Annotated in this window: 27 protein-coding genes and 1 pseudogene; 18 read left to right on the forward strand and 10 right to left on the reverse strand. The window is 59.8% G+C overall.

The features are described 5' to 3' along the window. Positions 1-116 precede the first annotated feature (116 nt). A complete protein-coding gene (locus AACY25_RS11870; RefSeq protein ID WP_339524733.1) occupies positions 117-581 on the forward strand; it encodes a CopD family protein in 465 nt (154 codons plus the stop codon). A gap of 51 nt (positions 582-632) precedes the next feature. Here the strand turns inward: AACY25_RS11870 and AACY25_RS11875 are convergent, their stop codons facing one another. The 4 genes and pseudogenes from AACY25_RS11875 to AACY25_RS11890 all read right to left on the reverse strand — a co-directional run. Then, the gene (locus AACY25_RS11875; protein WP_339524735.1) at positions 633-1,394 is read right to left on the reverse strand and encodes a collagen-like protein; all 762 of its coding nucleotides are present in this window, start codon (positions 1,392-1,394) and stop codon (positions 633-635) included. Then, the gene (locus tag AACY25_RS11880; RefSeq protein ID WP_445262139.1) at positions 1,387-1,821 is read right to left on the reverse strand and encodes a DUF1145 domain-containing protein; all 435 of its coding nucleotides are present in this window, start codon (positions 1,819-1,821) and stop codon (positions 1,387-1,389) included. The genes AACY25_RS11875 and AACY25_RS11880 overlap by 8 nt, the downstream gene beginning before the upstream one ends. Positions 1,822-1,885: 64 nt before the next feature. Beyond that, a complete protein-coding gene (locus tag AACY25_RS11885; RefSeq protein ID WP_339524737.1) occupies positions 1,886-2,608 on the reverse strand; it encodes an OmpA family protein in 723 nt (240 codons plus the stop codon). 141 nt (positions 2,609-2,749) lie between these two features. Beyond that, a pseudogene (locus AACY25_RS11890) lies at positions 2,750-3,103 on the reverse strand (OmpA family protein); the annotation flags it as partial. Between the two features lie 440 nt (positions 3,104-3,543). On the opposite strand from AACY25_RS11890, the gene AACY25_RS11895 reads away from it, so the two are divergent. Both AACY25_RS11895 and AACY25_RS11900 read left to right on the forward strand, forming a co-directional pair. Beyond that, the gene (locus AACY25_RS11895; RefSeq protein WP_339524739.1) at positions 3,544-4,041 is read left to right on the forward strand and encodes a DUF6231 family protein; all 498 of its coding nucleotides are present in this window, start codon (positions 3,544-3,546) and stop codon (positions 4,039-4,041) included. A 4-nt stretch (positions 4,042-4,045) separates the two neighbouring features. Then, a complete protein-coding gene (locus AACY25_RS11900) occupies positions 4,046-4,516 on the forward strand; it encodes a YchJ family protein (RefSeq protein WP_339524741.1) in 471 nt (156 codons plus the stop codon). Between the two features lie 59 nt (positions 4,517-4,575). On the opposite strand, the gene AACY25_RS11905 is transcribed toward AACY25_RS11900, so the two are convergent. Continuing rightward, positions 4,576-5,148 (reverse strand): hypothetical protein, encoded by a 573-nt coding sequence (locus tag AACY25_RS11905; RefSeq protein ID WP_339524743.1) that lies wholly within the window; start codon positions 5,146-5,148, stop codon positions 4,576-4,578. A gap of 112 nt (positions 5,149-5,260) precedes the next feature. On the opposite strand from AACY25_RS11905, the gene AACY25_RS11910 reads away from it, so the two are divergent. From AACY25_RS11910 to nadE, 5 genes are all read left to right on the forward strand, one after another. Then, entirely contained in the window at positions 5,261-5,752 is a 492-nt protein-coding gene (locus AACY25_RS11910; RefSeq protein ID WP_339525006.1) for an LEA type 2 family protein, read from the forward strand. Positions 5,753-5,757: 5 nt separating this feature from the next. Then, positions 5,758-5,961: an SEC-C metal-binding domain-containing protein gene (locus tag AACY25_RS11915; protein ID WP_339524745.1), complete on the forward strand. Its 204-nt coding sequence runs from the start codon at positions 5,758-5,760 to the stop codon at positions 5,959-5,961. 7 nt (positions 5,962-5,968) lie between these two features. Beyond that, complete coding sequence (locus AACY25_RS11920; RefSeq protein ID WP_339524747.1) at positions 5,969-6,433, forward strand: DUF2489 domain-containing protein; 465 nt, start codon at positions 5,969-5,971, stop codon at positions 6,431-6,433. 152 nt (positions 6,434-6,585) lie between these two features. Continuing rightward, entirely contained in the window at positions 6,586-9,099 is a 2,514-nt protein-coding gene (locus AACY25_RS11925; protein ID WP_445262152.1) for a penicillin acylase family protein, read from the forward strand. 350 nt (positions 9,100-9,449) lie between these two features. Next, positions 9,450-10,277 carry an ammonia-dependent NAD(+) synthetase gene (gene nadE / locus AACY25_RS11930; protein WP_339524749.1) on the forward strand — a complete coding sequence of 276 codons (828 nt, stop codon included), beginning with the start codon at positions 9,450-9,452 and terminating at the stop codon, positions 10,275-10,277. Positions 10,278-10,607: 330 nt separating this feature from the next. Here the strand turns inward: nadE and dcd are convergent, their stop codons facing one another. Beyond that, positions 10,608-11,174 (reverse strand): dCTP deaminase, encoded by a 567-nt coding sequence (gene dcd / locus AACY25_RS11935; protein WP_090384763.1) that lies wholly within the window; start codon positions 11,172-11,174, stop codon positions 10,608-10,610. Between the two features lie 323 nt (positions 11,175-11,497). Between dcd and AACY25_RS11940 the strand changes: the two genes are divergently transcribed. Further along, positions 11,498-11,707: a cold-shock protein gene (locus AACY25_RS11940; RefSeq protein ID WP_090242762.1), complete on the forward strand. Its 210-nt coding sequence runs from the start codon at positions 11,498-11,500 to the stop codon at positions 11,705-11,707. Positions 11,708-11,817: 110 nt separating this feature from the next. Here the strand turns inward: AACY25_RS11940 and apbC are convergent, their stop codons facing one another. Next, positions 11,818-12,909 carry an iron-sulfur cluster carrier protein ApbC gene (apbC, locus tag AACY25_RS11945; RefSeq protein WP_339524750.1) on the reverse strand — a complete coding sequence of 364 codons (1,092 nt, stop codon included), beginning with the start codon at positions 12,907-12,909 and terminating at the stop codon, positions 11,818-11,820. A gap of 155 nt (positions 12,910-13,064) precedes the next feature. On the opposite strand from apbC, the gene metG reads away from it, so the two are divergent. From metG to AACY25_RS11990, 9 genes are all read left to right on the forward strand, one after another. After that, positions 13,065-15,107 (forward strand): methionine--tRNA ligase, encoded by a 2,043-nt coding sequence (gene metG, locus AACY25_RS11950; protein WP_339524751.1) that lies wholly within the window; start codon positions 13,065-13,067, stop codon positions 15,105-15,107. 155 nt (positions 15,108-15,262) lie between these two features. Beyond that, positions 15,263-15,847, forward strand: a complete 585-nt coding sequence (gene rsxA, locus AACY25_RS11955; protein ID WP_090252381.1) for an electron transport complex subunit RsxA — start codon at positions 15,263-15,265, stop codon at positions 15,845-15,847. Next, a complete protein-coding gene (gene rsxB, locus AACY25_RS11960) occupies positions 15,844-16,419 on the forward strand; it encodes an electron transport complex subunit RsxB (protein WP_339524753.1) in 576 nt (191 codons plus the stop codon). Before rsxA ends, rsxB begins: the two co-directional genes overlap by 4 nt. After that, positions 16,416-18,923, forward strand: a complete 2,508-nt coding sequence (gene rsxC, locus AACY25_RS11965; RefSeq protein ID WP_339524754.1) for an electron transport complex subunit RsxC — start codon at positions 16,416-16,418, stop codon at positions 18,921-18,923. Before rsxB ends, rsxC begins: the two co-directional genes overlap by 4 nt. Positions 18,924-18,966: 43 nt before the next feature. Beyond that, the gene (locus tag AACY25_RS11970) at positions 18,967-19,998 is read left to right on the forward strand and encodes an RnfABCDGE type electron transport complex subunit D (RefSeq protein ID WP_339524755.1); all 1,032 of its coding nucleotides are present in this window, start codon (positions 18,967-18,969) and stop codon (positions 19,996-19,998) included. A gap of 29 nt (positions 19,999-20,027) precedes the next feature. After that, positions 20,028-20,642 carry an electron transport complex subunit RsxG gene (gene rsxG / locus AACY25_RS11975; protein WP_339525008.1) on the forward strand — a complete coding sequence of 205 codons (615 nt, stop codon included), beginning with the start codon at positions 20,028-20,030 and terminating at the stop codon, positions 20,640-20,642. Then, positions 20,635-21,348, forward strand: coding sequence for an electron transport complex subunit E (locus AACY25_RS11980; RefSeq protein ID WP_339524757.1), 714 nt, complete (start codon positions 20,635-20,637; stop codon positions 21,346-21,348). Before rsxG ends, AACY25_RS11980 begins: the two co-directional genes overlap by 8 nt. Next, the gene (gene nth, locus AACY25_RS11985) at positions 21,345-21,983 is read left to right on the forward strand and encodes an endonuclease III (protein WP_339524758.1); all 639 of its coding nucleotides are present in this window, start codon (positions 21,345-21,347) and stop codon (positions 21,981-21,983) included. The genes AACY25_RS11980 and nth overlap by 4 nt, the downstream gene beginning before the upstream one ends. A gap of 250 nt (positions 21,984-22,233) precedes the next feature. Beyond that, the gene (locus AACY25_RS11990) at positions 22,234-22,413 is read left to right on the forward strand and encodes a PA3496 family putative envelope integrity protein (protein ID WP_275963158.1); all 180 of its coding nucleotides are present in this window, start codon (positions 22,234-22,236) and stop codon (positions 22,411-22,413) included. Positions 22,414-22,482: 69 nt separating this feature from the next. Here AACY25_RS11990 and gloA read toward each other — a convergent pair whose 3' ends face one another. From gloA to AACY25_RS12005, 3 genes are all read right to left on the reverse strand, one after another. After that, the gene (gene gloA, locus AACY25_RS11995) at positions 22,483-22,875 is read right to left on the reverse strand and encodes a lactoylglutathione lyase (RefSeq protein WP_339524760.1); all 393 of its coding nucleotides are present in this window, start codon (positions 22,873-22,875) and stop codon (positions 22,483-22,485) included. A 94-nt stretch (positions 22,876-22,969) separates the two neighbouring features. Further along, a complete protein-coding gene (locus tag AACY25_RS12000; protein WP_339524761.1) occupies positions 22,970-24,187 on the reverse strand; it encodes an argininosuccinate synthase in 1,218 nt (405 codons plus the stop codon). Positions 24,188-24,318: 131 nt separating this feature from the next. Beyond that, the gene (locus tag AACY25_RS12005) at positions 24,319-25,236 is read right to left on the reverse strand and encodes a flagellar protein MotY (protein ID WP_339524762.1); all 918 of its coding nucleotides are present in this window, start codon (positions 25,234-25,236) and stop codon (positions 24,319-24,321) included. Between the last annotated feature and the right edge of the window lie 166 nt (positions 25,237-25,402).

Below are 25,402 nucleotides of genomic sequence, written 5' to 3' on the forward strand. Positions count from 1 at the left end.
AGCGCTGAACCGCTTAGAACCTGTTTAGGATCTTGCGAGCTAGAGCCCGTCTCTAACGCTACACGGCCGACAAGCAGCAAATCGTCACTAGATGTTTAACCAATAGGAGTGCCTGCATGACCCCATACGCCTTCGTCTACAGCCTGCACCTGCTCGCCGCCCTGGTTTGGGTGGGCGGTATGTTCTTCGCGTGGATGGTCTTGCGCCCGGCAGCCGTCGCCGTATTGGACGCCCCGTCTCGCCTGAAACTCTGGCTGGAGGTCTTTCCGCGGTTTTTCTACTGGGTATGGGCGGCGGTGATTGTGCTGCCGGTCACCGGCGTGGGCATGCTCCACCTGCGCTTTAGCGGCTTCGATACGGCGCCGCGCTATGTGCACATCATGATGGGGTTGTATATCGCCATGCTCGCGCTGTTTCTGCGGATTCAGGCACTGCAACTGCCTGAACTGCGCCGCGCCGTGGCGGCCGAGGATTGGCCGAACGGCGGCGCCGTGCTTGGGCGTATTCGTCGGTTGGTGGGCGTCAACTTAATACTGGGCTTGCTGGTCGTTGCAATCGCCGGAGTTCGCCCTTCCTTTTAATCGGCTCAAGCGACCGCTGCCTGGCGGCAGCGGTTAACACCGCACAACCGGTTAGAACCGCACGACATTCAGAGCACCGGCCGGACCTGGCTCACCAGCGCGCCCCGGCTGCCCAGGCTTGCCGTCGCGAGCGCCATCGGTGCTGTACAGCCAGCAACCCTTGCTCACGCCGCCTTGGCCGCCCGCCCCGGGCGCGCCCGGCTGACCACCGTTGCCGCCATCCAAGCGTACCTGCAACTGCTCAACCGGGAAGCCCTGCGGTACCTCCAGACGCACCTGCGCACCTGCGGCACCCGGCTGGCCGTCACCACCATCCAAGCCATCATGGCCGCGACTGGCTTCACCCCAGGTGCAGCCACCCGGCTTGCCATCGGCACCAGCTAGGCCGGCATAGCCAGGCGCACCGGTACCGCCGCGGGCATCCAACACCAGATTCTCCAGGGTTACCGCCTGCAAACGCAGGCTCAGATTACGCCCCGGCAGCGCTGGTTTTTCAGCACTGCCCCGGGCGCCCAGGGCACTGATCTGTGCGCCACTGGCAATCTCGGCGGTTTCAACTTCGAGACGCAACACCTGCTCACTAGGGGCTATCGCCAAGCGCGCATCGCGCCCCAGGCTTAACTGCGCTACACGAATTTCGGTCAAGCCGGAGGGAATTAACAAGGTGCCGTGATCAGCAATTTCCAGACGGTCCAACAACAGCACACTGGTATTGCTCGGCAGACGCATGACCACATTGGAGTCGACCTCAATCACTGCCTGGGCCAAGGCCAATGGGCTGAACAGCGCAGCAAGGACAAGCAGCTTACGCATTCTCAGCCTCCATCTGCAGCACTTGCTCAGACGCGGTCACAGCAGCCTGCTCAGCTGGCAGTCCGAGCAACTGAAAAACCCCGAATAGCATGACCTGTAAGCGCTGTTGCGCCGGCTTGGGGCAAGCAGCGATGCGCTTATCAAAAAGCCACAGCTCGAACGCATGGACCAGCAGAATAAAAGCCCCGGCGCCGTTCAACAGCAGTGCGAAGGGCTGCGCAAAGGGTTGCAGCAGATTTGCCAGTACGATACCCCAGAACAATGCCGTCAGCACCTTACCCAACGTCAGAAATACCTTCATATCCGCCCCCGGCAGTTTTTTATTTCGCTGCACCTTATCTGCTTTGGGAGTGTGCTGCCAGAAGACCAGTAAAAACCATGGAGAGCGGATGCCCTCACGGCTTTTACTGGGTTGAAAGTATCGCATCGCTGGCAGGCCGTTGCGAACTTGAAAAGTAGGTTCGCAACGGCCTGACAACGCATCACATCAGCTATGGCTGTGCTTCGACCTCCGCTTCAACACGGCGGTTGATTGCACGCCCGGAATCGCTGTCGTTGTCGGCAACCGGTCGCGACTCACCGTACCCGACAGAAGAAACCCTGCCGCTGTCGATGCCATGCTGATTGACCAGCACATCCCGTACCGCATTGGCACGCCGCTCAGACAAACCCTGGTTATAGGCATCACTGCCTACGGCGTCGGTATGCCCCTCAACGGTTGTGGTGGTTTGTGGATATTGCTTCATGAAGTCGGCAAGGCTCTTGATATCGGCCTGGCTGTCTTCTTTCACATCGGACTTGTTGAAATCGAACTTCACATCCAGCTCTACCCGAACCGAATCCACCATTTCAATGGCCTCAGGCTCTGCTTCGGTAGGCGTACTGGCATATTCCTTGATGGGACAGCCGTTGTGATGCACTGGCGTATTAGGAGGGGTCCCTGGGCAACGGTCACGGCGATCAAATACGCCGTCGTCGTCTTCATCACCATCCTGGGCATAACAAATCAGCGTACCAATGACCGCACCGGCCACGGCTCCACCTGCTGCCCATGTCGAACTTTCGATTGCGCCCAGACCCGCACCGGTCAGACCGCCAATTACACTACACAGGGGCCAGTTCCCTTGGTTGAGCGGCGCATCTCCCGTACTGGAAGTTGTGACGCAACCTGAAAGAACACTGCTGACCAAGAGAATGGGGGTTACCCCCATCATGGATCTAACTCTCATGGTAGAAATCTCCTGTAATGCCGGCTACTGCCGGTAACTAAGGAGTAAAGACCTACCCTTCAAGCTGCACAAGCCAGACCCCGGAGGGTCTGGCTTGTTTTCTTCAGAAAGTCTGGAATCAGACGATCAAGGACGAGCTTCTACTTCTGCTTCTACGCGGCGGTTGACGGCACGGCCGTCAGCATTGGCGTTGTCCGCAACCGGACGAGTTTCGCCATAGCCCACAGCGTTAACGCGATCACTGCCTACGCCATACTGGTTGACCAGTACATCACGCACCGCATTGGCGCGACGCTCGGACAACCCCTGGTTGTAAGCATCACTGCCTACGGAGTCGGTATGACCTTCAACCACGGTAGTGGTTTGTGGATATTGGGTCAGGAAGTCAGCCAGGTTTTTGATATCGCCATAGCTTTCTGGCTTGACCTGGGCCTTGTCGAAGTCGAACTTGACGTCCAACTCAACACGAACGGCTTCGGCTGGTTCGGCAACTACAACTTCTTCCTGAACCACTTCTTCAACCATAACAACCTGCTCATCGCTTGCGCCATGCACCCAGCAATACGCAGCTGCCATACCGGCGCCTACGACCGCACCGCCGCCAGCCCAGGTAGAGCTTTCAATAGCGCCCAGAGCAGCACCGCCTACACCGCCAATCGCGGCACAGGTTGGCCAATCCGTTTTCTGCAGCCCGGCACAACCGGTCAAAAAAGTACTCGCGACAATCAGGGGTAATGCTTTCCTGGTGATGCTCATATATACGTCTCCTATTGGTAAATCGGCAAAAACCGATACTGACGAAGTAAAGACGCCAGTAACAAAATATGCCAGAGAATATGCAAACACATTACTAGCACATTCCGCGCTAGGCCGCATTGCTGCTGCACGTTACTCTTTGCGCACTAGAGCGAGGAGCCTTTATGCATGTAAGCCCGTCCACCCGCACACCCCAGCAAGCCCTTGCCGCCCTATTGGCACGCTACACGCCAGAACGCCTGTTGCTAGTTGGTAGCCGAAAACCACCTGCGATTGATGCATTTATCCAGGCCCATCCAAGCTGCCACTTCGTCCACGCGGATGCAGGGGCACTGCCTAGTGAAGTGACCGCGCAACGTTTCGATCTTGCGTTGATCATTGACTGTCTTGAGCATCTACCCAAACGCACCGGATTAGAGCTGCTCGGTGGTATTCGCAACCTGAACGCCAGCCGTATGGCCGTACTGGTCGACCTGCAAGCCTGTGAGTGGCAAGAAACCGACTTCTTCTCCCTGGCGCTGCAGGCCAGCGAGTGCTTCCAGCGCGATGAGCAGATACTTAGCCTGTTCACCTATGACCTGCTGGACTACAAGCAAGTGCCCGACTGGCTGAATGCCAAGTTCTGGGCTAACCCAGAGAACTTCGGCAAGTATTGGTGGTAAAGCCTTGAGCAACACAATCTGCCCCTGCGGCAGCGGCCAACTGCTGACCCTTTGCTGCGGCCGTTATCACGCAGGCAACCCAGCACCCAGCGCCGAAGCACTGATGCGCTCACGTTATAGCGCCTATGTCCTGGGGCTGATCGATTACTTGGTGCACAGCACACTACCCGCTCAGCAAGCGGGTCTTGATCACGACGCTATCCGAGCCTGGAGCCTTGGCAGTACCTGGCGCGGGCTTGAGGTTGAAGGAGCGCAGCTGGTCGAGGGCGAACCGCAACACGCCTATGTCACTTTTACCGCACGCTGGCGTGACGCAAGCGGCGAGCACAGCCATCGCGAACGCTCGGCATTTGTGCGCAACAATGGTCATTGGTATTTCATTGATCCGACTGTCGAATTGAAACTCGGCCGCAATGACGCTTGCCCTTGCGCCAGCGGGCTGAAGTTCAAGAAGTGCTGTGCCAGCTATTTTTAACGGCTGAGGCGGGTTGATCACGCAGAAAGCACGGGCAGGCGCTTTCTGCGACCTGCAGACTAATCCTGCAATTTCAGATGGGAGATATCCGGTGGCGGTCCGGCCGGGGCTTTTTTCGCCTCGCCCATGTCGCTGCCAGGTGGTGCCAGGCTGAACTGCGACAAATCCAGGGCCGGAGCCTGCACCTGCGGCTTGCCGTCCTGTACATCGTCACCCAGCGGCGCAATGCCAAAATCTGGCGCATCCACTTGCGCAAATGCAGCCATATATTCGTCACGCGGCGCAACCTTCAGGCGCCCCGCCGGCTGACTGCTAGCTGCCTGCACTGGTGCTGCAACTGCGGCAGCAACTGGCGCTGTGGCCACAGCAGGTGGCGCGGCTAACTCGATTTCTTCGACCTCGTCATCCAGGCAGGCCACTTCGACCACAGCACCGGCGCGCTCCAACGTCGAGCGATATTTTTCCGCCCCGACTGCATCCAGATTACTTTTGATAACGATACGCCGCCCAGAGAACAACAACGCCAGTCGCTGCTCATCTGCCTGGAACAGCTTGGCCAGGTTGGCTTTCACCAACTCCAACTGGGCACCTGGGACCAACTGCGCACTAAAGGCAATTTCGTAGCGAGCCATGGTCATACTCCTGTCCTATTCGTTGCTCAGTATGGCGCAGGTTTTTTTACTGCCACAACAGGTTGCAGCCAAGCACTTGCTTGTTACACTGATGCGTCATTCGGAGTATGCAATGTTTTATCAGGCGCAAACGATAAGAATTCTCAGCCTATTGATGTTTTTTGGCCTCCTGTCGGGCCTTAGCGGTTGTTCCTCACAAGGCGATCTTAAGTCGCCCGACGTACGCCTCGTTAAAGTCGACATTGTTAAAGCCAAACTGCTGGAGCAGCATTTCACGCTGCGCTTTCGCATCGATAACCCCAACAACTTCAGCCTGCCAGTGCGAGGGATGGACTATTTGGTGCATCTGAACCAGGTCAAACTGGCGGAAGGTGAATCTAATGTGTCATTTACCGTGCCCGCCCACGGCCATCACAACTTCTCCATCCCGGTGCGTACCAACCTTTGGCGCCACCTGCGGCAGATCGTCAAAGCCCTGGAAAAACCCGACCGCCCCATCCCCTACCGACTACAGGGCGCAGTAAAAACTGGCTGGTTCTTCGGACAGAGCGTGCACATGTCGCGCAATGGCGAGATAATTCCCGGCGATTACATCCCGGAGTAACTCGCATGACCCAGCAAGAACACGTCCACGGCCCTGACTGCAGTCACGACCACGATCACACTGACCACCATGATCACGGCCACGTGCATGGCCCGCACTGCAATCACGGCCATCAGGAACCTGCGCGCAACACCCTGAAGGACGTTGGCCGCAACGACCCTTGTCCGTGCGGCAGCGAGAAAAAATTCAAGAAATGCCACGGCGCGTAAGCCTGCGATGACCAACCTCACTCTGCTCGTCCTGATCGCCAGCGCCGTACTGATAACCGCGCTGGCGCTTTACGCCCTGCACCTATGGCGACGCGTCTGGACCCAGGAAAAAACCCAAGCCGACGCACTCAACAAGCAGCGTGAACGCATTGGCGGCGATCTGCATATCCTAGCCAGCAGCCTGCTCGAGGGCCAGTTACCGCTGATTGAGGGCGCCATTCGGATCAAGGTGCTGCTGGATAACTACGACAGCAACCTCAGCCAGGATCAGCGCTGTGAGGTATTTCACTTGCTGTTCGCGGCAACCGCCCAGGTGCCGACCCATGCCGAGTGGAAGGCCCTGGAAAGAAGCGTACGCCGCCAGCATGAGCGGCACTTCAACGAACTGGAGCTGCAGCACAAGGCCGCCGCTCGCGCCGCCGCCCGCTGGCTGCTTGATGAAGCCCTGCCGCCCCTGCGGCAAAGCGCCTGATTCGCTCGCCCTGCGCCTTGTCAGGCGCAGGGCCGCTGGCTAACGTAGTACGTCCGCACCTGCGCCCCCACGCATCTGGAAAGCGCACACCCTAACCGATCGTTTTCCATCCGCAAGGAGCCTGCTGCATGCTAGCGCGCGCGTTACGCCCCATGGCCCACCTCAGCCTCGCCGCCATTCTTACGGCGGTCGTCACGCTCACGGGCTGCCAGTCATTTCTGAACAGCCGTTACAGCGACAGCGTGCACCCAGACCAGGGCATCGTCCGGGTCAAGGGCCTGGCGCAGAGCGTGGTGATCCGTCGCAACCCGCTGGGCATGCCACTGATCGAAACCACCACCTTCCATGACGCATTGTTCGCCCTGGGCTATGTGCACGCCAGCGACCGTCTCAGCCAGATGGTCGGCCTGCGCCTGATGGCGGAGGGCCGCCTGGCCGAAATGGCCGGGCCCGGCGTGTTGGAAATGGACCGTTTTATGCGTGCGGTCAACCTGAAGAAAAGCGCAGAAGTGCTCTACAGCAACGCCTCGCCGCGGATTAAACGCTTCTTCGAGGTTTATGCCCGCGGAGTCAACGCCTACCTGTTCCGCTACCGCGACAAGCTGCCAATGGACCTGGCCGAATCCGGCTATCGCCCGGCGTACTGGAAGGCCGAAGACTCGGTGCTGGTGTTCTGCCTGCTGAACTTCGGCCTGGCGGTCAATCTGCAGGAAGAAATCGCCTCACTGGTGCTCGCACAAAAAGTCGGCAGCGAGCAGCTGGCCTGGCTACTACCAACCTATCCAGACGAGCCTTTGCCTGTTGAAGAAGCCGCGAAACTCAAGGGACTCAATCTCAATGGCCAATTAGCCGGCCTGAGTGATATCAGCGCCGCCGTTAGCCAATTTGCCGATGCCCATATGCTCGGCGTGGCGGCGTCCAACAACTGGGCCTTTGCCCCACAGCGCACACGCAGCGGCAAAAGCCTGCTGGCCAACGACACTCACCTGCCGCTGTCGATGCCCTCGGTGTGGAATTTCGTGCAGATCCGCTCACCCAAATACCAGGCCGCAGGCGTGTCGATTGCCGGCGTACCCGCCGTGGTAGCCGGCTTCAACGGCAAGCTGGGCTGGGGTATGACCATGGTCATGGGCGACAACCAGGATCTGTTTCTGGAAAAGATCAAACGGGAAAACGGCCGACTGCTGTACCTGGCCGACGGCAAATGGCTACCGGCACAGCAGCGCCAGGAAACCTTCTTTATCAAGGGCCAGCGGCCAATCCGCGAAAGCATTTTCGAAACCCGCCACGGACCACTGTTGAACTCGGTGCTGGGCGAGCGCAAGCACATGCTGCAACCCATGCAACTGAGCAGCGGTTATGGCCTTGCGCTGAAAACCACCCAATTCGAAGCCGACAAGACCCTGGATGCGTTCTTCGACCTGTCACGCGCCCAGTCGGTCGAGCAAGCTTTCGAGGCCACCCGCGAAGTCCGCGCCATGCCCCTGAACATTGTGTTTGCTGATGCGCAGCATATTGGCTGGCAAGTCACCGGACGCTTCCCCAATCGCCGCGCCGGCCTGGGCCTGATGCCCTCCCCGGGTTGGGATAGTCAATACGAGTGGGACGGTTTCGCCGACCCGATGCTGCATCCCTACGACCAGGACCCGCCAGAAGGCTGGCTCGGCACCGCCAACCACCGCACTGTAACGCGCGGCTATGGCATGCAGTTGTCCAATTCCTGGTTCTACCCCGAGCGCGCCGAACGCATCGCTGCGCTGGCAGCAACCGGCAGGCATGACACCCAAAGCATGATCGCCATGCAGTACGACCAGACCTCACCCTTCGTCGCCAAGCTACAAAACATGTTCAGCGCACCCGGCATGGCTGAAGGCCTGCAAGCCGCCATCGACGCTCTGCCGGCAGCAGAACGCAGCAAAGCCCTCGAAGCGCACAGCCGGCTGATGAAATTTGACGGCAAAATGGCCGCTACCTCGGCAGACGCTGCGCTGTACAGCGCCTTTCTCTACCAGAGCGCGCGCGAAACCTTCCTCGACGAACTCGGCCCGGATAGCACGCCCGCCTGGAAGGCTCTTGTAGAAACTGCCAACAGCTCTTATTCGGCCCAGGCCGACCACTTGCTAGGCCGTGAAGACAGCCCATTCTGGAACGACACCCGCACCGCGCAGCGTGAAGACAAACCGACCATCCTCGCGCGCAGCCTCGCCGGAGCAGTCACGCTGCTGGAAAGCAAACTGGGCAACGAGCGTAGCGCCTGGCAGTGGGGCAAGTTGCACACCTACAACTGGACCACCGAGACCAGCCAACTGGCGCAGTACATGAGTTCCAGCCAACGCACCAGCATCAACGCCATCAAGGGCTATCTGGATCGCGGCCCCTACCCAGCGGGAGGCGATCACGGAACGCTGAACGTGGCGGCTTACAACTGGGGCGAGAACTTCGACACCTGGCTGATTCCAGCCATGCGCATCGTCGTCGACTTCGGCCGCGAAGAGCCGCTGATCGGCCTCAACAGCTCCGGACAGTCCGGCAATGCGGCCAGCAAACACTACGCCGACGGCATCGATGCCTGGCTCAAGGGCAGCTATATGAGTTTCCCCTTCCAGTCGCAGAACCTCGACAAGGTGTATGGCAGCAAGCGCCTGCTGCTAATGCCAACGAACTGAGACGGTGCCACGATTAACGACCGTTCGTCGGCCGCCACTGAACCAACTCAACGGCAGCCGCTCTGAGAAAGTGGACTTACTCCATAGATCATCATCTTTTTTAGGGCGCTTTTAGCGCCCTTTCTTTTGCCTGAAATTCAGCCAGCCACTCTATCGATGGGCGCTAGGTGCCGTTTGAAAATTGCTTCAGGCAGTTTTCCCTGCGAACTGGGTTTCCAGCTCTAGCGTGCACTTGGCAGCCAGTTCAACGTAAGCTTTACGCTTTAAACAACGCTTGACGCCCTAGCACCGCGAATTGCTACCGCACAACCGCATAAGCCATGTTTTCTGCTCCCAGTGAGGTCTTTCAAATGAGCAACCGCCAAGCTGAAATTGCCGCCGCCCTCGACGTGGTACCACCCTTCGCCGACGACGCTGCGCTGGTTGCGCAGATCAACCAGCGCAAAACCTTTATCAAGAACTGCCTGAAGAACTCCGGGTTAAAAGTTCTGGTGCTGGGTATCAGCGGCGGCGTTGACTCCCTTACAGCAGGTCGCCTGGCTCAGCTGTCAGTGGAAGAATTGCGCAACGAGACCGGCGATAACACCTATCGTTTTATCGCCGTGCGCCTACCCCATGGCACCCAACACGACGAGCAGGACGCTCAGGACTCGCTGAAATTTATTCGCGCCGACGAAGAAGACACGGTGAATATCGCGGACAGCGTGATAGGGCTCGGCGAACAGGTCGCCCACCTGCAGAAGCTCAGCGATGCCCGCCGCGACTTCGTCACCGGCAACATCAAAGCGCGCATCCGCATGGTCGCGCAATTCGCCATCGCCAACGCCAACAACGGCCTGGTGATCGGCACCGACCACGCCGCCGAAGCGGTGATGGGCTTTTTCACCAAGTTCGGTGACGGTGCCTGTGATCTGGCGCCGCTCTCTGGCCTGGTGAAAAATCAGGTACGGGCCATCGCCAAACACCTCGGCGCCCCAGACAACCTGGTATTCAAGGTGCCTACGGCTGATCTGGAAGAGCTGCGCCCCGGCAAGCCGGACGAAGAAGCCCATGGCGTCAGCTATGCGGAAATCGACGCGTTCCTTCACGGCCAGCCAGTGCGCGAAGAAGCCTATGCCATCATCGTGCGCACTTACGACAACACCCGGCATAAGCGCGAGCTGCCATTAGTCCCTTAAGAATTCGCCACCGGTACAGGCGGCGCTGGATCCGGCACTAACGGCTCACCCGGCTCAGTAGGCTGATTGGGCTGTACTGGTTCATCCGGGGTATCAGGCTCAGGCTGCCCCGGAATACCGCCAGCGAATCTGACGCCCCTAAGGGGAATAGGTAGGGCGCTGGACAGTTGAGATGCATGCATGTCGTTTACCTCCTTCGATCAGTAGTGACACTGAGCGTTAGAGCGCTGCGCCCGAACAGGAATTCCAAGAATATTTAGCTCAGGTTGCAGCCCGTCTCGGTAAGCAGCTTACCGAGCACCCACCGGGCACAGAAATCTGCGAAGCGACTCAGGCCCGTGGCAAAGTAACGCCCAGCTGCCCCTGGTACTTGCCACCGCGATCCTTGTAGGACACTTCACACGCCTCATCGGACTGCAGGAACAGCATCTGCGCAACGCCTTCATTGGCATAGATCTTCGCCGGCAAGGTGGTGGTGTTGGAGAACTCCAGGGTCACGTGACCTTCCCACTCGGGTTCCAGCGGGGTGACGTTGACGATAATGCCGCAGCGCGCATAGGTGCTCTTACCCAGGCAGATGGTCAGCACATCGCGCGGAATGCGGAAGAACTCCACGGTGCGCGCCAGGGCGAAAGAGTTTGGCGGAATGATGCACACATCGCTTTTCACATCGACAAAGCTCTTCTCGTCGAAGTTCTTCGGGTCGACGGTCGCCGAGTTGATATTGGTGAAGACCTTGAACTCATCGGCGCAGCGCACATCGTAGCCGTAGCTGGAAACGCCGTAAGAGATCAGCGGCTGTGCGCCCTCGGCACGAACCTGGCGCTCAACGAAAGGCTCGATCATGCCGTGCTCTTGAGCCATGCGGCGAATCCACTTATCCGATTTGATGCTCATGGCGGCTGTCCTGCTATAGCGAAGGGTGAAAAGTGCACGCATCTTACCGGGGCCGGCGACAGGGTTCAAAGGCTCTTGAGCCAGCGCGGCGCGCAAAACGGCAAACAATCTGTCTGTCGCCAAATAACAGAAACATGCACAGAGCATTCGCGCTTAGCGTTAAAAGCGAGTATGGTTGCCCCACTGTGCTGCATGTGTCACCGCGAATCGCTACTTGATGCCTAGATTTCGATCCAAACATCGTCCGACTCCTAGTACTCGTTGCACTCAGTCCCGGCCTGGGCTTTTCCAGGGCTGTTAATAAATTTGTTAGGAGACATAACATGTCGAATCGTCAGAATGGCACCGTCAAGTGGTTCAACGATGAAAAAGGCTACGGCTTCATCACCCCACAGTCCGGTGACGACCTCTTCGTACACTTCAAAGCTATCCAGAGCGATGGCTTCAAGAGCCTGAAAGAAGGCCAGGCAGTGACTTTCGTCGCTACCCGTGGTCAGAAAGGCATGCAAGCTGAGGAAGTTCAGGTTGTATAACCTGCGCTAACTAGCTTGATAAAAAGCCCCGCCTAGTGCGGGGCTTTTTTATGGGCGCTGATTTTTCCTAAGTGCAAAACGCCACGCGCAACGCGCGTGGCAATTAGTATTTAGTCTTCGCTGATCACGATAGTAGGCATCGCCTGCAGGGCACCACCCTGGGCAATCCGCGCACCAACGTTACGTGCAGTTTCCTGATAGATCATCGCGATCTGGCTTTCCGGATCGGCGATGGTAGTTGGCTTACCGCCATCGGATTGCATACGAATGGCCATCGACAGTGGCAACGAGGCCAGCAGATCAACACCGAACTGCGCCGCCAGCTTCTCGCCACCGCCCTCACCAAACAGATGCTCGGCATGCCCGCAGTTCGAGCAGATATGCACGGCCATGTTTTCCACCACGCCGAGCACCGGGATATTCACTTTGCGGAACATCTCCACACCCTTTTTTGCATCCAGCAGGGCCAGGTCCTGTGGCGTGGTGACGATCACCGCACCGGCCACCGGCACTTTCTGCGCCAGGGTCAGCTGGATGTCGCCGGTGCCAGGCGGCATATCGACCACCAGATAATCCAGGTCATCCCAAGCGGTCTGGGTAATCAACTGCAGCAGCGCACCGGACACCATCGGCCCACGCCAGACCACCGGCGTGTTCTCATCGGTGAGAAAGGCCATGGACATCACTTCCACGCCATGGGCCTTGAGCGGCACAAACCACTTCTGATCTTTCACCTGAGGCCTTGTGCCTTCCGGGATACCGAACATGATGCCCTGGCTCGGCCCATAGATATCCGCATCGAGAATGCCGACCTTGGCGCCTTCACGGGCCAGCGCCAACGCCAGATTGGCTGCCGTGGTGGACTTGCCCACACCGCCTTTGCCGGAGGCCACGGCAATCACATTTTTCACATTGGCCAGCGCCGGCACCTGATCCTGCGCCTTGTGCGCTTCGATCACGCAGTCGACCTGCACCTGCGCACGCTCAACGCCGTCGAGGTTTGCCAGAGCCATCTGCAGCATCTGCGCCCAGCCACTTTTGAACAGCCCAGCCGCGTAGCCCAACTGCAGACGCACCTTGACCTGCCCACCCTGAATATCCACTTCACGCAGGCAACCGGCGCTGACTGGATCCTGATTCAGGTGCGGGTCGGTGTATTGGGACAGGGCGGCTTCGACCGCTGCGCGGGTAACGACACTCATGGAAGGCTCCGAAAGGCTGAGTAAAGCAGGCGGACATATTACCCCAGGCTACCGCATAGGCGCGCACCGGCAGGCATTGCCCGCGCAAGGATGAAAAATATCCGCCGCCCCTATATAGTTGCCGGCTTCCCTGAGTTACCAGTGCAGCCGATCCCATGAGCCAAGCCCGCAAGATTCTCGTTACCAGCGCCCTGCCCTACGCCAACGGTTCGATCCACCTTGGCCATATGCTCGAGTACATCCAGACCGACATGTGGGTGCGTTTCCAGAAGCTGCGCGGCAACCAGGCCATTTACGTCTGCGCCGACGATGCGCATGGCTCGGCGATCATGCTGCGCGCCGAGAAGGAAGGCATCACCCCAGAACAACTGATCGCCAATGTGCAGGCCGAACACACGGCCGACTTCGCCGATTTCGGGGTGAACTTCGACAACTACCATTCGACCCACTCCGAGGAAAACCGCGAGCTGTCCGCCGCGATTTACTTGAAGCTACGCGACGCAGGGCATATCGCCACCCGTTCGGTAACCCAGTACTTCGACCCCGAAAAGGGCATGTTCCTCGCCGACCGCTTTATCAAGGGCACTTGCCCCAAGTGCGCGGCCGAGGACCAGTACGGCGACAACTGCGAGAAATGCGGCGCCACCTACGAGCCGACTGAGCTGAAGAACCCGCGCTCTGCGATTTCCGGCGCCGTACCCGAGCTGCGCGACTCCAAGCACTTCTTCTTCAAGCTGCCGGACTTCGAGGCCATGCTGAAAAGCTGGACCCGCGGTGGCGCGCTGCAGGACGCCGTGGCCAACAAGATCGCCGAATGGCTGGATTCCGGCCTGCAGGAATGGGATATCAGCCGCGATGCGCCGTACTTCGGCTTCGAAATCCCCGACGAGCCGGGCAAGTACTTCTACGTCTGGCTTGACGCGCCGATTGGCTATATGGCCAGCTTCAAGAACCTGTGCAGCAAGCGCCCGGAGCTGGACTTCGACGCGTTCTGGAACAAGGATTCGACCGCCGAGCTGTACCACTTTATCGGCAAGGACATCGTCAACTTCCACGCCCTGTTCTGGCCAGCCATGCTCGAAGGCGCAGGCCTGCGCAAGCCGACCGCAGTGGCCGTGCACGGCTACCTGACGGTCAATGGGCAAAAGATGTCCAAGTCGCGCGGCACCTTTATCAAGGCGCGCACCTACCTGGATCATCTGAACCCCGAGTACCTGCGCTACTACTACGCGGCCAAGCTGGGCCGCGGCGTCGACGATCTGGACCTGAACCTGGAAGACTTTGTGCAGAAGGTCAACTCGGACCTCGTCGGCAAAGTGGTAAATATCGCCAGCCGTTGCGCCGGTTTTATTCACAAGGGCAACAACGGCCTGCTGGTGGCCGGCAATGCCGCGCCGGAACTGACTGAAGCCTTTACCGCGGCCGCGCCTAGCATCGCAGAAGCCTACGAGGCCCGCGACTTTGCCCGCGCCATGCGCGAGATCATGGCCCTGGCCGACCGTGCCAACGCCTGGATCGCCGACAAAGCGCCCTGGTCCCTGGCCAAACAGGATGGCAAGCAGGACGAAGTGCAGGCCATCTGCGCTTTGGGCGTGAACCTGTTCCGCCAGCTGGTGATTTTCTTGAAGCCGGTGCTGCCACAACTGGCCAGCGACGCCGAAGCCTTCCTCAATGTCGCCCCGTTGACCTGGGACGATCACGAGACGCTGCTGGCCAACCACCAGCTAAACCCGTTCAGCGCTCTGCTGATCCGTATCGAGCCTGCGAAAATCGACGCCATGATCGAAGCCTCCAAAGAAGACCTGGCCGCCAGCGAAGCCACTCCAGCAGCCGCTGGTAATGGCGAGCTGACGAAAGATCCATTGGCCGCAGAAATCGCCTTCGACGCCTTTGCCGCGGTCGACCTGCGTATCGCCCTGATCGAGAAGTGCGAATTCGTTGAAGGTGCCGACAAGCTGCTGCGCCTGACTCTGGATATCGGCGATGCCAAGCGCAATGTGTTCAGCGGTATCAAGAGCGCCTACCCGGACCCAAGCAAGCTGGAAGGCCGCCTGACCCTGTACGTGGCCAACCTGGCGGCGCGCAAGATGAAGTTCGGCGTATCCGAAGGCATGGTCCTGGCGGCCGGTCCGGGCGGCGAGGAAATCTACCTGCTCAGCCCGGACAGCGGTGCCAAACCAGGCCAGCGGGTCAAATAAACCTGCGACCCGATAGCGCAGGCGATAACCACCGACTGCGCTAGCCTTATGGCAGCACCATAGGAAGGCTGATCCGGCTTGTATGGCAGGATCGGCTTACCGATAATAGCCACCCCTTTCCTGCGGCCTTTGCCCGTCCATCAATGGAACCCGCAATGACCGAACTCGCCTTGATCATGGTCAGCGCCATCCTGGTCAACAACTTCGTGTTGGTCCAGTTCCTTGGCCTGTGTCCCTTTATGGGCGTCTCGAAGAAGATCGAGACGGCTATCGGCCTGTCGTTGGCCACCACCTTCGTGCTGACCCTGGCCGCCATGTGCAGCTACCTGGTGCAGCAGTACGTGTTGAAGCCCCTGGATATCGAATACCTGCGCACCATCAGCTTTATTCTGGTGATTGCCGTAGTGGTGCAGTTCACCGAAATGGTGGTGAACAAGACTAGTCCGCTGCTGTACCGCGTACTGGGGATCTTTCTGCCGCTGATCACCACCAACTGCATCGTTCTGGGCGTGGCCCTGCTCAACGCCAACAAGGCCGAATTCACCTTTATCACCGCCACCGCCAACGGCTTTGCTGCCGGCCTCGGTTTCTCCCTGGTACTGGTGCTGTTCGCCGCCATGCGTGAGCGTATCGCGATTGCCGATGTGCCGAAGTCCTTCCAGGGCGCAGCCATCGGCATGATCACCGCTGGGCTGATGTCCCTGGCCTTTATGGGCTTTACCGGGCTGATCAAGCTATGAGCCTGGTGCTGATCGCCGTTCTCGCCCTGCTCGCCCTGTGCCTGGTGGCCGGCGCCATCCTCGGTTTCGCGGCTGTGCGTTTCAAGGTTGAAGGCAATCCGATTGCCGAACAGATCAATGCCCTGTTGCCGCAAACCCAGTGCGGCCAGTGCGGTTACCCGGGCTGCAAGCCCTACGCCGAGGCGATCGCCGGCGGCGACAAGATCAACAAATGCCCGCCCGGCGGCGAAGCGACCATCCAGGCCCTGGCCGACCTGCTCGACGTTGAAGCCGAGCCGCTCGACGCCGTGGAAGGCGAAAAACCGCAAATGGTCGCCTATATCCGCGAAGCCGAATGCATCGGCTGCACCAAGTGCATCCAAGCCTGCCCGGTGGACGCCATCGTCGGCGCGGCCAAGCAGATGCACACGGTGATCGTCAGCGAATGCACCGGCTGCGACCTGTGTGTAGAACCCTGCCCGGTGGACTGCATCGACATGCTCGAAGTCGGCAGCACCGTGCAAAGCTGGAAATGGGAAAAACCTCTGGCCCCCGGCCAACTGATTGCCAGTGACCGGGAGCAGGTCGCATGAACGCATTGCACAAGGCGGAAGCACTGATCTGGGATATCCCCGGAGGCATTCACCCGGCCGAGCGCAAGGAGTTGTCCAATCGCACGCCGATCCAGCCGGCTCCGCTGCCCAAGCGCCTGACGCTACCGCTTAACCAGCATATCGGCGCGCCCGCAGAACCCGTGGTAACCGTGGGTGAACGCGTGCTGAAAGGCCAGCTAATCGCCGCCGCCACAGGTTTTGTCAGCGTACCGGTGCATGCGCCGACCTCCGGCACAGTGAGTTTTATCGGCCCGCAGCCTTACCCCCACGTCTCCGGCATGCTTGCACCGGCCATCGTGATCGACAGCGACGGGCTGGATGAGTGGATTGAACTGACGCCCTGCGCAGACTATCGCCATCTGGAAAACAGCGCCCTGCTGGAGCTGATTCGCCAGGCCGGCATCAGCGGCCTGGGCGGTGCGGGCTTTCCCACCGCAGTGAAACTCAACGCGCGGCCGACGCAGAAGATCCACACGCTGATCATCAACGGCACCGAGTGCGAACCCTATATCAGCGCTGACGATCTGCTGATGCGCGAACGCGCGAGCGAACTGATCTCGGGCATCGATATCCTCGCCCAGCTGATCCAGCCGGATCAGGTGCTGATCGGCGTCGAGGACAACAAGCCCGAAGCCATCGCCGCCGTGCGTAGCGCACTGGCCGAGCGCAGCTATCAGCTCAAGGTATTTCCCACCAAGTACCCATCCGGTGGCGAAAAGCAGCTGATCCAGATTCTTACCGGCGTGGAAGTGCCCAGCGGCGGCCTGCCGGCGGATATCGGCATGCTTTGCCAGAACGTCGGCACCTGCGTGGCCATTCATAACGCGGTGATCCACGGCAAACCGCTGATCTCGCGCATCACCACCCTCACCGGCGAAGCCCTGGCGCAGCCGATGAACGTCGAGGTACTGCTCGGCACCCCGGTAGGTGAACTGCTGGAGTTTGCTGGCCTCGATCGCAGCAAGCTGAACCGCCTAATCATGGGCGGTCCGATGATGGGCTTTACCCTGCCCGACTTCGCCGTACCCGTGATCAAGACCACCAACTGCCTGCTGGCCTCGACCACCGCCGAGTTGCCGCCGAAACCACCGGCCATGCCCTGCATCCGCTGCGGCGAATGCGCCGAAGCCTGTCCGGCCAGCTTGCTGCCGCAGCAGCTTCACTTCTTCGCCATCGGCCAGGAGCATGAACAGCTCAAGGCGCACAACCTGTTCGACTGCATCGAATGCGGCGCCTGCGCCTATGTCTGCCCGTCGAGCATCCCTCTGGTGCAGTACTACCGCGCCGCCAAGGGCGAGATTCGCGACCTGGAGCAGAAGCAGCTCAAGGCCGAACAGTCGAAGCAGCGCTTCGAGCTGCGTCAGGAACGCTTGCGCCGCGCCGAAGAACAAAAGGAAGCCGAACGCCAGGCCCGCGCCGCCAAAGCGGCCCAAGCCAAGGCCACTCAAGCCCAAGCCCAAGCCGCACCAGAGGCGGCCAGCAGTGATACAGCAGCGGCCAAACCGGCCGGCCTGAGCGATGAGCAGAAGAAACTCAAGATCGAAGCCAGCATGGCCCAGGTCGCCCTGAAAAAAGCCGAAAAGCAGCTAGCAACCCACGCCAGCCCCGAGCTGCAGGCCCAGGTCGACGAACTGCGCAGCGCTGCAGCCATCGCCCAGCAAGCGCTCGACAGCGCCATGGCCGCCAACCCGCCTGCCCCGGCCGCAGCGCCAGCAGCCGACGATGGCGCATTGAAAAAGGCCAAAATCGACGCTGCCATGCTCCGCGCCCAGGTGCGCAAGCTGGAAAAGCTCGAGGTGCCAAGCGACGGGCAGCAAAGCGAACTGCAACAACTGCGCAGCCAGCTGGAAGCCGCAGAGAAGCTTCTGGCCAGCCTGGAAGCCCAGGCGCCGGCACCTGCCGCCAAACCGGCTGCTGACGATAGCGCATTGAAAAAAGCCAAGATCGACGCCGCTATGCTCCGCGCCCAGGTGCGCAAGCTGGAAAAGCTCGAAGCGCCCAGCGACGAGCAGCAAAACGAACTGCAACAACTGCGCAGCCAGCTGGAAGCTGCCGAAAAACTGCAGGCCAGCCTGGAAGCACAGGCACCGGCCGCCCCCGTAAAAGCGCCTGATGCAGAAGCTCCCGATCCGCTGAAAAAAGCCAAGATCGAACTGGCGATGAAACGCGCCGAACTGAAAAAAGCCGAGAAAGCTGGCAGCGATGAAGCCGCGCTTGGCAGCCTACGCGAAGCATTGGCGGCCGCCGAGCAGGCCCTGCACCAGGCCGAGGATGCTTCCGGCAAGCCCGCGCCAGAGCTGGTGCGCACCGACAAGAAGCCAATCGATGAAACCACCCGCGCCTTGAAAACCGAAGTGGCCTTTGCCCGCGCGGATCTGCGCAAACTCGAACGCGACACCGATAGCCCAGCCGACGCCTTGGTAGCTGCGCGCCAGCGCCTGGCGGATGCTGAAAGCCAATTACAGGAACACGCAGGCAGCTGATAACAGCCCTGTGTAGCCAATCCAAGCAACAACCGGAGCGCCAATGGCCCTGCCCCGCATCACATCGCCCCACGCCAAGGGCAGCAATCGCACCCAGCAAGTGATGCTGCAGGTGCTGCTGGCTACGGTGCCGGGCATTCTCGCCCTGACCTGGCTGTTCGGCGCCGGCACCCTGATCAACCTGCTGTGGGCCAGCGCCTGCGCACTCGGTGTTGAAGCGGCCATCCTGGCGCTGCGTAAACGCCCGGTGCTGTTCTTTCTCAAGGACTACAGCGTACTGGTCACCGCAGTGCTGCTCGCCCTGGCGCTGCCGCCCTACTCGCCCTGGTGGCTGACCCTGGTGGCCACCGGGTTTGCCGTGTTGTTCGGCAAGCAGCTGTATGGCGGCCTCGGGCAGAACCCCTTCAACCCGGCCATGCTCGGCTATGTGGTGGTGCTGATTTCCTTCCCGGTGGAGATGACCAGCTGGCCAGCACCACATACGGTCGGCCTGCTTGAAGGCCTGCAACAGATTCTCGGCATCGCCAGCCTGCCTGACGGCTGGGCCCAGGCCACTGCGCTGGACGCACTGAAGGTCAATAAGAGCCTGACCATCGACGAGCTGTGGGCACAGAACCCTGCGTTCGGCTACCTCGGCGGCGCTGCCACTGAGGCGGTCAATCTGGCCTTCCTCGCCGGCGGCCTGTACCTGCTGCACAAGCGCCTGTTCACCTGGCATGCACCGGCGGGCATGCTCGCCGCCCTGGCGGTGATGAGCCTGCTGTTCTGGAACGGCTCGGGCTCGGACTCCAACGGCTCGCCGCTGTTTCATCTGCTGACGGGCGCGACCATGCTCGGCGCCTTCTTTATCGTCACCGATCCAGTAAGCGGCGCCACCAGCAACCTCGGCCGGCTGATTTTCGGCATAGGCGTTGGCGTGTTGGTCTATGTGATCCGCGCCTGGGGCGGTTACCCGGACGGCGTGGCCTTCGCCGTGCTGCTGATGAACCTGGCAGCCCCGACCATCGACTACTACACGCGGCCGCGCACCTACGGCCACCGCAAGCCGACTCGCGGCTTCAAGTTGGGAGAATAACCGTGGCCCTGCCTGAAATTAGCCGTTCGATGCTGAAGAACGCCCTGGTGCTCGGGCTGTTTGCCATCGCCACCGTGGGCCTGGTGGCCGTGCTGCAACAAGCGACGGCCGGGCGCATTGCCAACGCCGAACGCGAAGCCCAGGTGCGCGCCCTGAGCGAAATCCTGCCGCAGGGCAGCTACGACAATCATCTGCTGGATAACAGCATTCAGCTGCACGACGCTCTGCTTGGCAGTAAATCGCCACAGACCGCCTATATCGCCCTGAAAAACGGCAAACCCAGCGCGGTGATCCTGCGCGCTACCGCGCCGGACGGTTACAGCGGTGCGATCCATTTGCTGATCGGCATCCACGCAGATGGCCGCCTGGCCGGCGTGCGCGTCCTCGGCCATCGGGAAACCCCAGGCCTGGGCGACAAGATCGAGCTGGCCAAGAGCGCCTGGATTCACAGCTTCGACGGCAAGTCATTGAGCAATCCCGGCGAGGATGGCTGGGCGGTGAAGAAAGATCGTGGCGAATTCGACCAGTTTGCCGGCGCCACCATCACCCCGCGTGCAGTGGTCAAGGCGGTACACAAGGCCCTGCAGTATTTCGATGCCAATCAAGAGCAGCTGTTCACAGCCCTGGTGAAGTCCAATGGCTAGTCCGAGCTACCGCGAAATCACCCTTAACGGCCTGTGGAAGAACAACCCCGCGCTGGTGCAACTGCTCGGCCTCTGCCCACTGCTCGGAGTAAGCAATTCAGCGGTCAACGCCCTCGGCCTGGCGCTGGCCAGTGCTGTGGTACTGATCTGCTCTGGCACCGCGGTGTCGTTGGTACGCGGCGTGGTTAACACCGCCGTACGCCTACCCGCCTTTGTGATGATCATTGCCGCACTGACCACCTGCATCGAGCTGCTGATGCAGGCGTTCACCTACGAGCTGTACCAGATTCTCGGCATCTTTATCCCGCTGATCACCACCAACTGCGTGATCCTTGGCCGTGCCGATGGCTTTGCCGCGAAGAATGACCCAGCGCGCGCGGCCTACGACGGCCTGATGATGGGTCTGGGCTTCGGCGTAGTGCTGGTGATGATCGGCGCCCTACGCGAACTGCTGGGCACCGGTGCGGTATTTGCCAACATGCACCTGCTGTTCGGCCCTATCGCCGCCAACTGGCAGCTGACGCTGATCTCCGAGTACCAGGGCTTCCTGCTGGCCATCCTGCCGCCAGGCGCCTTTATCGTGCTGGGCCTGCTGATCGCCTGCAAAAACCGCGTGGACGAAGTGCTGGCCGAGCGAGCCAAGGCGCAGCAGGTTGATGCTCCAGTGCAGAGCCGCCGCGTGCGGGTGACCGGAGTGATCGAGTGAACGCCGCAAAGCGCTACGAGATCTTCCGCCGCCTGCATGAAGACAACCCCGAGCCGAAGACCGAGCTGGCCTACAGTTCGCCGTTCGAGCTGCTGGTAGCGGTCACCCTGTCCGCCCAGGCCACCGACGTCAGCGTCAACAAGGCCACCGCCAAGCTATTCCCGGTCGCCAACACCCCGGAGGCGATCTACGCGCTGGGCGTGGAGGGGCTGAGCGGATATATCAAGACCATCGGCCTGTACAACAGCAAGGCGAAGAATGTTATCGAGGCCTGTCGCATCCTGATCGAGAAACATGGCAGTCAGGTACCAGATAACCGCGAAGACCTCGAAGCCCTGCCCGGCGTCGGACGCAAGACCGCCAACGTGGTGCTTAACACCGCGTTCCGCCAGCTGGCCATGGCGGTGGATACGCATATTTTCCGCGTCAGCAACCGCACCGGCATCGCTCCCGGAAAGAATGTGGTGGAAGTGGAAAACAAGCTGATGAAGTTTGTGCCCAAGGAATTTCTTCTCGATTCACACCACTGGCTGATCCTGCACGGCCGCTATGTGTGCCAGGCGCGCAAGCCGCGCTGCGGCAGCTGCCGCATCGAAGATCTGTGCGAATACAAACAGAAAACCTCCGACGATTGAGCCGCTATTCAGCCGCTCAATAAGCTGATTGAAAAAATCTTTTTTACCCGCCCAGGTTTTGCCGCTATAAGGTGCGCAAATCAGGTTGTGTGAAAACGTAGCGAGCGAAGGTCAGGCAAGGCGGAAACAGGCGAACTCGCGGAGTTTACGAGCTGTAAATGAGCAGTGTGAGCCTGTTTCCAACGCAGCATGACCGAGCGCAGTAGTTTTTCACAGCAGCTGAATGGCCCTGGTAGCCTGGAGTGAATTTATGAGCACTGACAAAGAAGAACTTGAGCTCGACGAAGATTTTGTTGCCGAAGAAGCGGATGAAGCCGAAGCGCCGGTAGAGGTTGCCAAGACCAACCTGACCAAACGCCGGATCATCGACAACTTCCTCGAAGAGCGCCGCTTGCACAAGCAATTGGCCGAATACGACTTCGACCTTTAACGTTGTCGCGAGCAAAAAAAGCCCCGCTACGCAGCGGGGCTTTTTTTGCTCAGCAATAAGCAGCGGACCCTAATCGGCGCGCGATGGCGACAACAGCTCAATCTTGTAGCCGTCCGGATCCTCGACAAACGCCAGAATGCTGGTGCCGTGCTTCATCGGCCCTGGCTCGCGGGTGATCTTGCCGCCGCGGGTGCGAATGTCTTCGCAGGCCTTGTACACATCGGCCACTTCCAAGGCGACATGGCCATAGCCAGTGCCCAGCTCGTAACTGTCCACACCCCAGTTATGGGTCAGCTCAATCACGCTGTTATGTGCCTCATCTCCATAACCGACGAAGGCCAGGGTGAACTGCCCTTCTGGATAGTCTTTGCGGCGTAGCAAGGTCATACCCAGGACTTCGGTGTAGAACGCGATGGATTTATCCATATCGCCGACGCGCAGCATGGTGTGCAGCAGTCTCATCAGATGTCTCCTCATCGTTGCCCATGTTACGGGCTTATAAATGCAAACCCCGGCTTATGGCCGGGGTTTGGTGTGGCTCAGGAGCTCAAGTCTATCAGAGCATCTTGCGCCCTTTGCCCGCAGCGATGCGCATGCGCAAGGCGTTGAGCTTAATGAAGCCGCCAGCGTCCGCCTGGTTGTAAGCGCCGCCATCTTCTTCGAAGGTGGCGATATTGGCGTCGAACAGCGAGTCATCGGACTTACGACCGGTGATGATCACGTTACCCTTGTACAGTTTCATGCGCACCACACCATTCACGTTGGTCTGGGAAGCGTCGATCATCTGTTGCAGCATCAGACGCTCAGGGCTCCACCAGAAACCGTTGTAGATCAGGCTGGCGTACTTGGGCATCAGCTCGTCTTTCAGATGAGCAACTTCGCGATCCAGGGTGATCGACTCAATGGCGCGGTGGCCCTTGAGCATGATGGTGCCACCAGGGGTCTCGTAGCAGCCACGGGACTTCATGCCGACAAAGCGGTTCTCGACGATATCCAGACGACCGATACCGTTCTCACCGCCGATGCGGTTCAGCTCAGCCAGTACGGTGGCTGGGCTCATTTCCTTGCCGTCGATAGCAACGATGTCGCCCTTACGGTAAGTCAGCTCGATGTAGGTCGGTGCATCCGGCGCGGCCTCAGGGGAGACAGTCCATTTCCACATGTCTTCTTCGTGCTCGGTCCAGGTGTCTTCCAGCACACCGCCTTCATAGGAGATGTGCAGCAGGTTGGCATCCATGGAATATGGCGATTTCTTCTTGCCGTGACGCTCGATCGGGATGGCGTGCTTCTCGGCGTAGTCCATCAGCTTCTCGCGCGACAGCAGGTCCCACTCGCGCCACGGGGCGATGACTTTTACGCCTGGCTTGAGCGCGTAGGCACCCAGTTCGAAACGCACTTGGTCGTTACCCTTGCCGGTGGCGCCGTGGGAGATGGCGTCGGCACCGGTCTCGTTGGCGATTTCGATCAAGCGCTTGGCTATCAGCGGACGGGCGATGGAAGTGCCCAGCAGGTATTCGCCTTCGTAGACGGTGTTGGCACGGAACATCGGGTAGACGAAATCACGCACGAATTCTTCGCGCAGGTCGTCAATGTAAATTTCCTTAACGCCCATGGCCTTGGCCTTGGCGCGTGCCGGCTCGACTTCCTCACCCTGGCCGAGGTCTGCGGTGAAGGTCACCACTTCGCAGTTATAAGTATCTTGCAGCCACTTGAGGATCACGGAAGTGTCCAGGCCACCGGAATATGCCAGGACTACCTTGTTTACGTCGGCCATGCCATCAACTCCACGGGGTTGTGCGGGAAAACCGACGATTCTACTGCCCATGCCGCCTGATTTACAGAGGCGCGACAGCTTGTGACGATCAAGCGACGGATAATTGTTGAACAACTGACGAATAGCAGGTGCTAGGAGGTAGCGGCTGGGGCAGTCGCTTCAGGGGCCGGAGCAGGTGCTGGCGGCACTGCTGATTCCGGCACCCGATCTAGAAGAATGGTTACCCGGCGATTCTTCGCGCGGTTGGCTTCATTGGTGTTCGGCGCCACCGGATAGCGCTCACCATGGAAGCGCATGGTGATCTGCTCGGCAGGAATACCACTGGCCTTGAGGTACTCCATCACGGCCAGCGCGCGACGACGCGACAGGTCGCGATTGGTCAGCCGATTGCCGCTATTGTCGGCATGGCCATCGAGCTGGATTCGATTGACGCTGGGGTCGGCCTTGAGAAAGCTCAGGATGATGTCCAGCTTGGCCTGAGCCAGCGGGTCCAGATCGATACCACCACCCGGAAAGCCCACCTGGCTCTTGCGTACCTGATCGAAATTCACCGGCAGAAGTTTGGCCGTGCAATCCAGATAATCGTTGTATGCCTTGCCGAATTTGGCTGGCAGCAAGCGAACTTCAACCGCATCACCGCCCATCGCCGCACGATGCCTCACCAGCGGGCTGCGGCCTTCCAGGAGGCCGGTGAGCAAGCGCGTGCCCTGCTCCTGAGAACTGTTGAACAGTACCTCGGCCGGCACCACGCTGACCGAACCCAGATTGATATCACCGCGCCCCGGCTGCCAGGGCGCAGCGGCCGCCAGCAAGGTTGCATTGCCGGCACCCAGCCAGCGTTCACGGGCTTTCAGGCTAAAAGTCACCTGCTCGCCGGCCCGGCGCACAAACACCCCGGAACCGAAATCGGTGATCGGCTGCGACAGGCGGCACTCGAACTGATCGCCATCGACCTGCCATTCGATCTTCTCCAGACGCGTCTGGAAACTGATGGCAAGGACGGGCTGGCTTGCCAGCAGGCAAAGCACCGCGAGTGAATAGGGTCGCACGACAGACTCCAGGTAATACGGCTTACCCTCTGTCTATCGGTGACGGTCGAGAAAACTTGAGCCGCCATATGCGGCTAGTGCTGAGACGGCATCAGCTACTTGCGGGTCCAGCCATCCGGCTTTGCCCGCCGAGCGAGCTTTCAGCGTGCCGCCACGGGGCTTTTCC

Source organism: Pseudomonas sp. EA_35y_Pfl2_R111 (assembly GCF_963970955.1).
GTDB lineage: Bacteria > Pseudomonadota > Gammaproteobacteria > Pseudomonadales > Pseudomonadaceae > Aquipseudomonas.

Coding starts and splice junctions, on each gene's coding strand:
- AACY25_RS11870 (WP_339524733.1), top strand. CDS start 117: ATGACCCCATACGCCTTCGTCTACAGCCTGCACCTGCTCGCCGCCCTG.
- gloA (WP_339524760.1), bottom strand. CDS start 22,875: ATGAGACTGCTGCACACCATGCTGCGCGTCGGCGATATGGATAAATCC.
- AACY25_RS11925 (WP_445262152.1), top strand. CDS start 6,586: ATGGCCCACCTCAGCCTCGCCGCCATTCTTACGGCGGTCGTCACGCTC.
- rsxA (WP_090252381.1), top strand. CDS start 15,263: ATGACCGAACTCGCCTTGATCATGGTCAGCGCCATCCTGGTCAACAAC.
- AACY25_RS11940 (WP_090242762.1), top strand. CDS start 11,498: ATGTCGAATCGTCAGAATGGCACCGTCAAGTGGTTCAACGATGAAAAA.
- AACY25_RS11990 (WP_275963158.1), top strand. CDS start 22,234: ATGAGCACTGACAAAGAAGAACTTGAGCTCGACGAAGATTTTGTTGCC.
- apbC (WP_339524750.1), bottom strand. CDS start 12,909: ATGAGTGTCGTTACCCGCGCAGCGGTCGAAGCCGCCCTGTCCCAATAC.
- AACY25_RS11970 (WP_339524755.1), top strand. CDS start 18,967: ATGGCCCTGCCCCGCATCACATCGCCCCACGCCAAGGGCAGCAATCGC.
- AACY25_RS11880 (WP_445262139.1), bottom strand. CDS start 1,821: ATGCGATACTTTCAACCCAGTAAAAGCCGTGAGGGCATCCGCTCTCCA.
- AACY25_RS11915 (WP_339524745.1), top strand. CDS start 5,758: ATGACCCAGCAAGAACACGTCCACGGCCCTGACTGCAGTCACGACCAC.
- AACY25_RS11910 (WP_339525006.1), top strand. CDS start 5,261: ATGTTTTATCAGGCGCAAACGATAAGAATTCTCAGCCTATTGATGTTT.
- AACY25_RS11875 (WP_339524735.1), bottom strand. CDS start 1,394: ATGCGTAAGCTGCTTGTCCTTGCTGCGCTGTTCAGCCCATTGGCCTTG.
- AACY25_RS11920 (WP_339524747.1), top strand. CDS start 5,969: ATGACCAACCTCACTCTGCTCGTCCTGATCGCCAGCGCCGTACTGATA.
- AACY25_RS11980 (WP_339524757.1), top strand. CDS start 20,635: ATGGCTAGTCCGAGCTACCGCGAAATCACCCTTAACGGCCTGTGGAAG.
- dcd (WP_090384763.1), bottom strand. CDS start 11,174: ATGAGCATCAAATCGGATAAGTGGATTCGCCGCATGGCTCAAGAGCAC.
- rsxB (WP_339524753.1), top strand. CDS start 15,844: ATGAGCCTGGTGCTGATCGCCGTTCTCGCCCTGCTCGCCCTGTGCCTG.
- nadE (WP_339524749.1), top strand. CDS start 9,450: ATGAGCAACCGCCAAGCTGAAATTGCCGCCGCCCTCGACGTGGTACCA.
- AACY25_RS11905 (WP_339524743.1), bottom strand. CDS start 5,148: ATGGCTCGCTACGAAATTGCCTTTAGTGCGCAGTTGGTCCCAGGTGCC.
- metG (WP_339524751.1), top strand. CDS start 13,065: ATGAGCCAAGCCCGCAAGATTCTCGTTACCAGCGCCCTGCCCTACGCC.
- rsxC (WP_339524754.1), top strand. CDS start 16,416: ATGAACGCATTGCACAAGGCGGAAGCACTGATCTGGGATATCCCCGGA.
- AACY25_RS12000 (WP_339524761.1), bottom strand. CDS start 24,187: ATGGCCGACGTAAACAAGGTAGTCCTGGCATATTCCGGTGGCCTGGAC.
- AACY25_RS11895 (WP_339524739.1), top strand. CDS start 3,544: ATGCATGTAAGCCCGTCCACCCGCACACCCCAGCAAGCCCTTGCCGCC.
- rsxG (WP_339525008.1), top strand. CDS start 20,028: ATGCTGAAGAACGCCCTGGTGCTCGGGCTGTTTGCCATCGCCACCGTG.
- AACY25_RS11885 (WP_339524737.1), bottom strand. CDS start 2,608: ATGATGGGGGTAACCCCCATTCTCTTGGTCAGCAGTGTTCTTTCAGGT.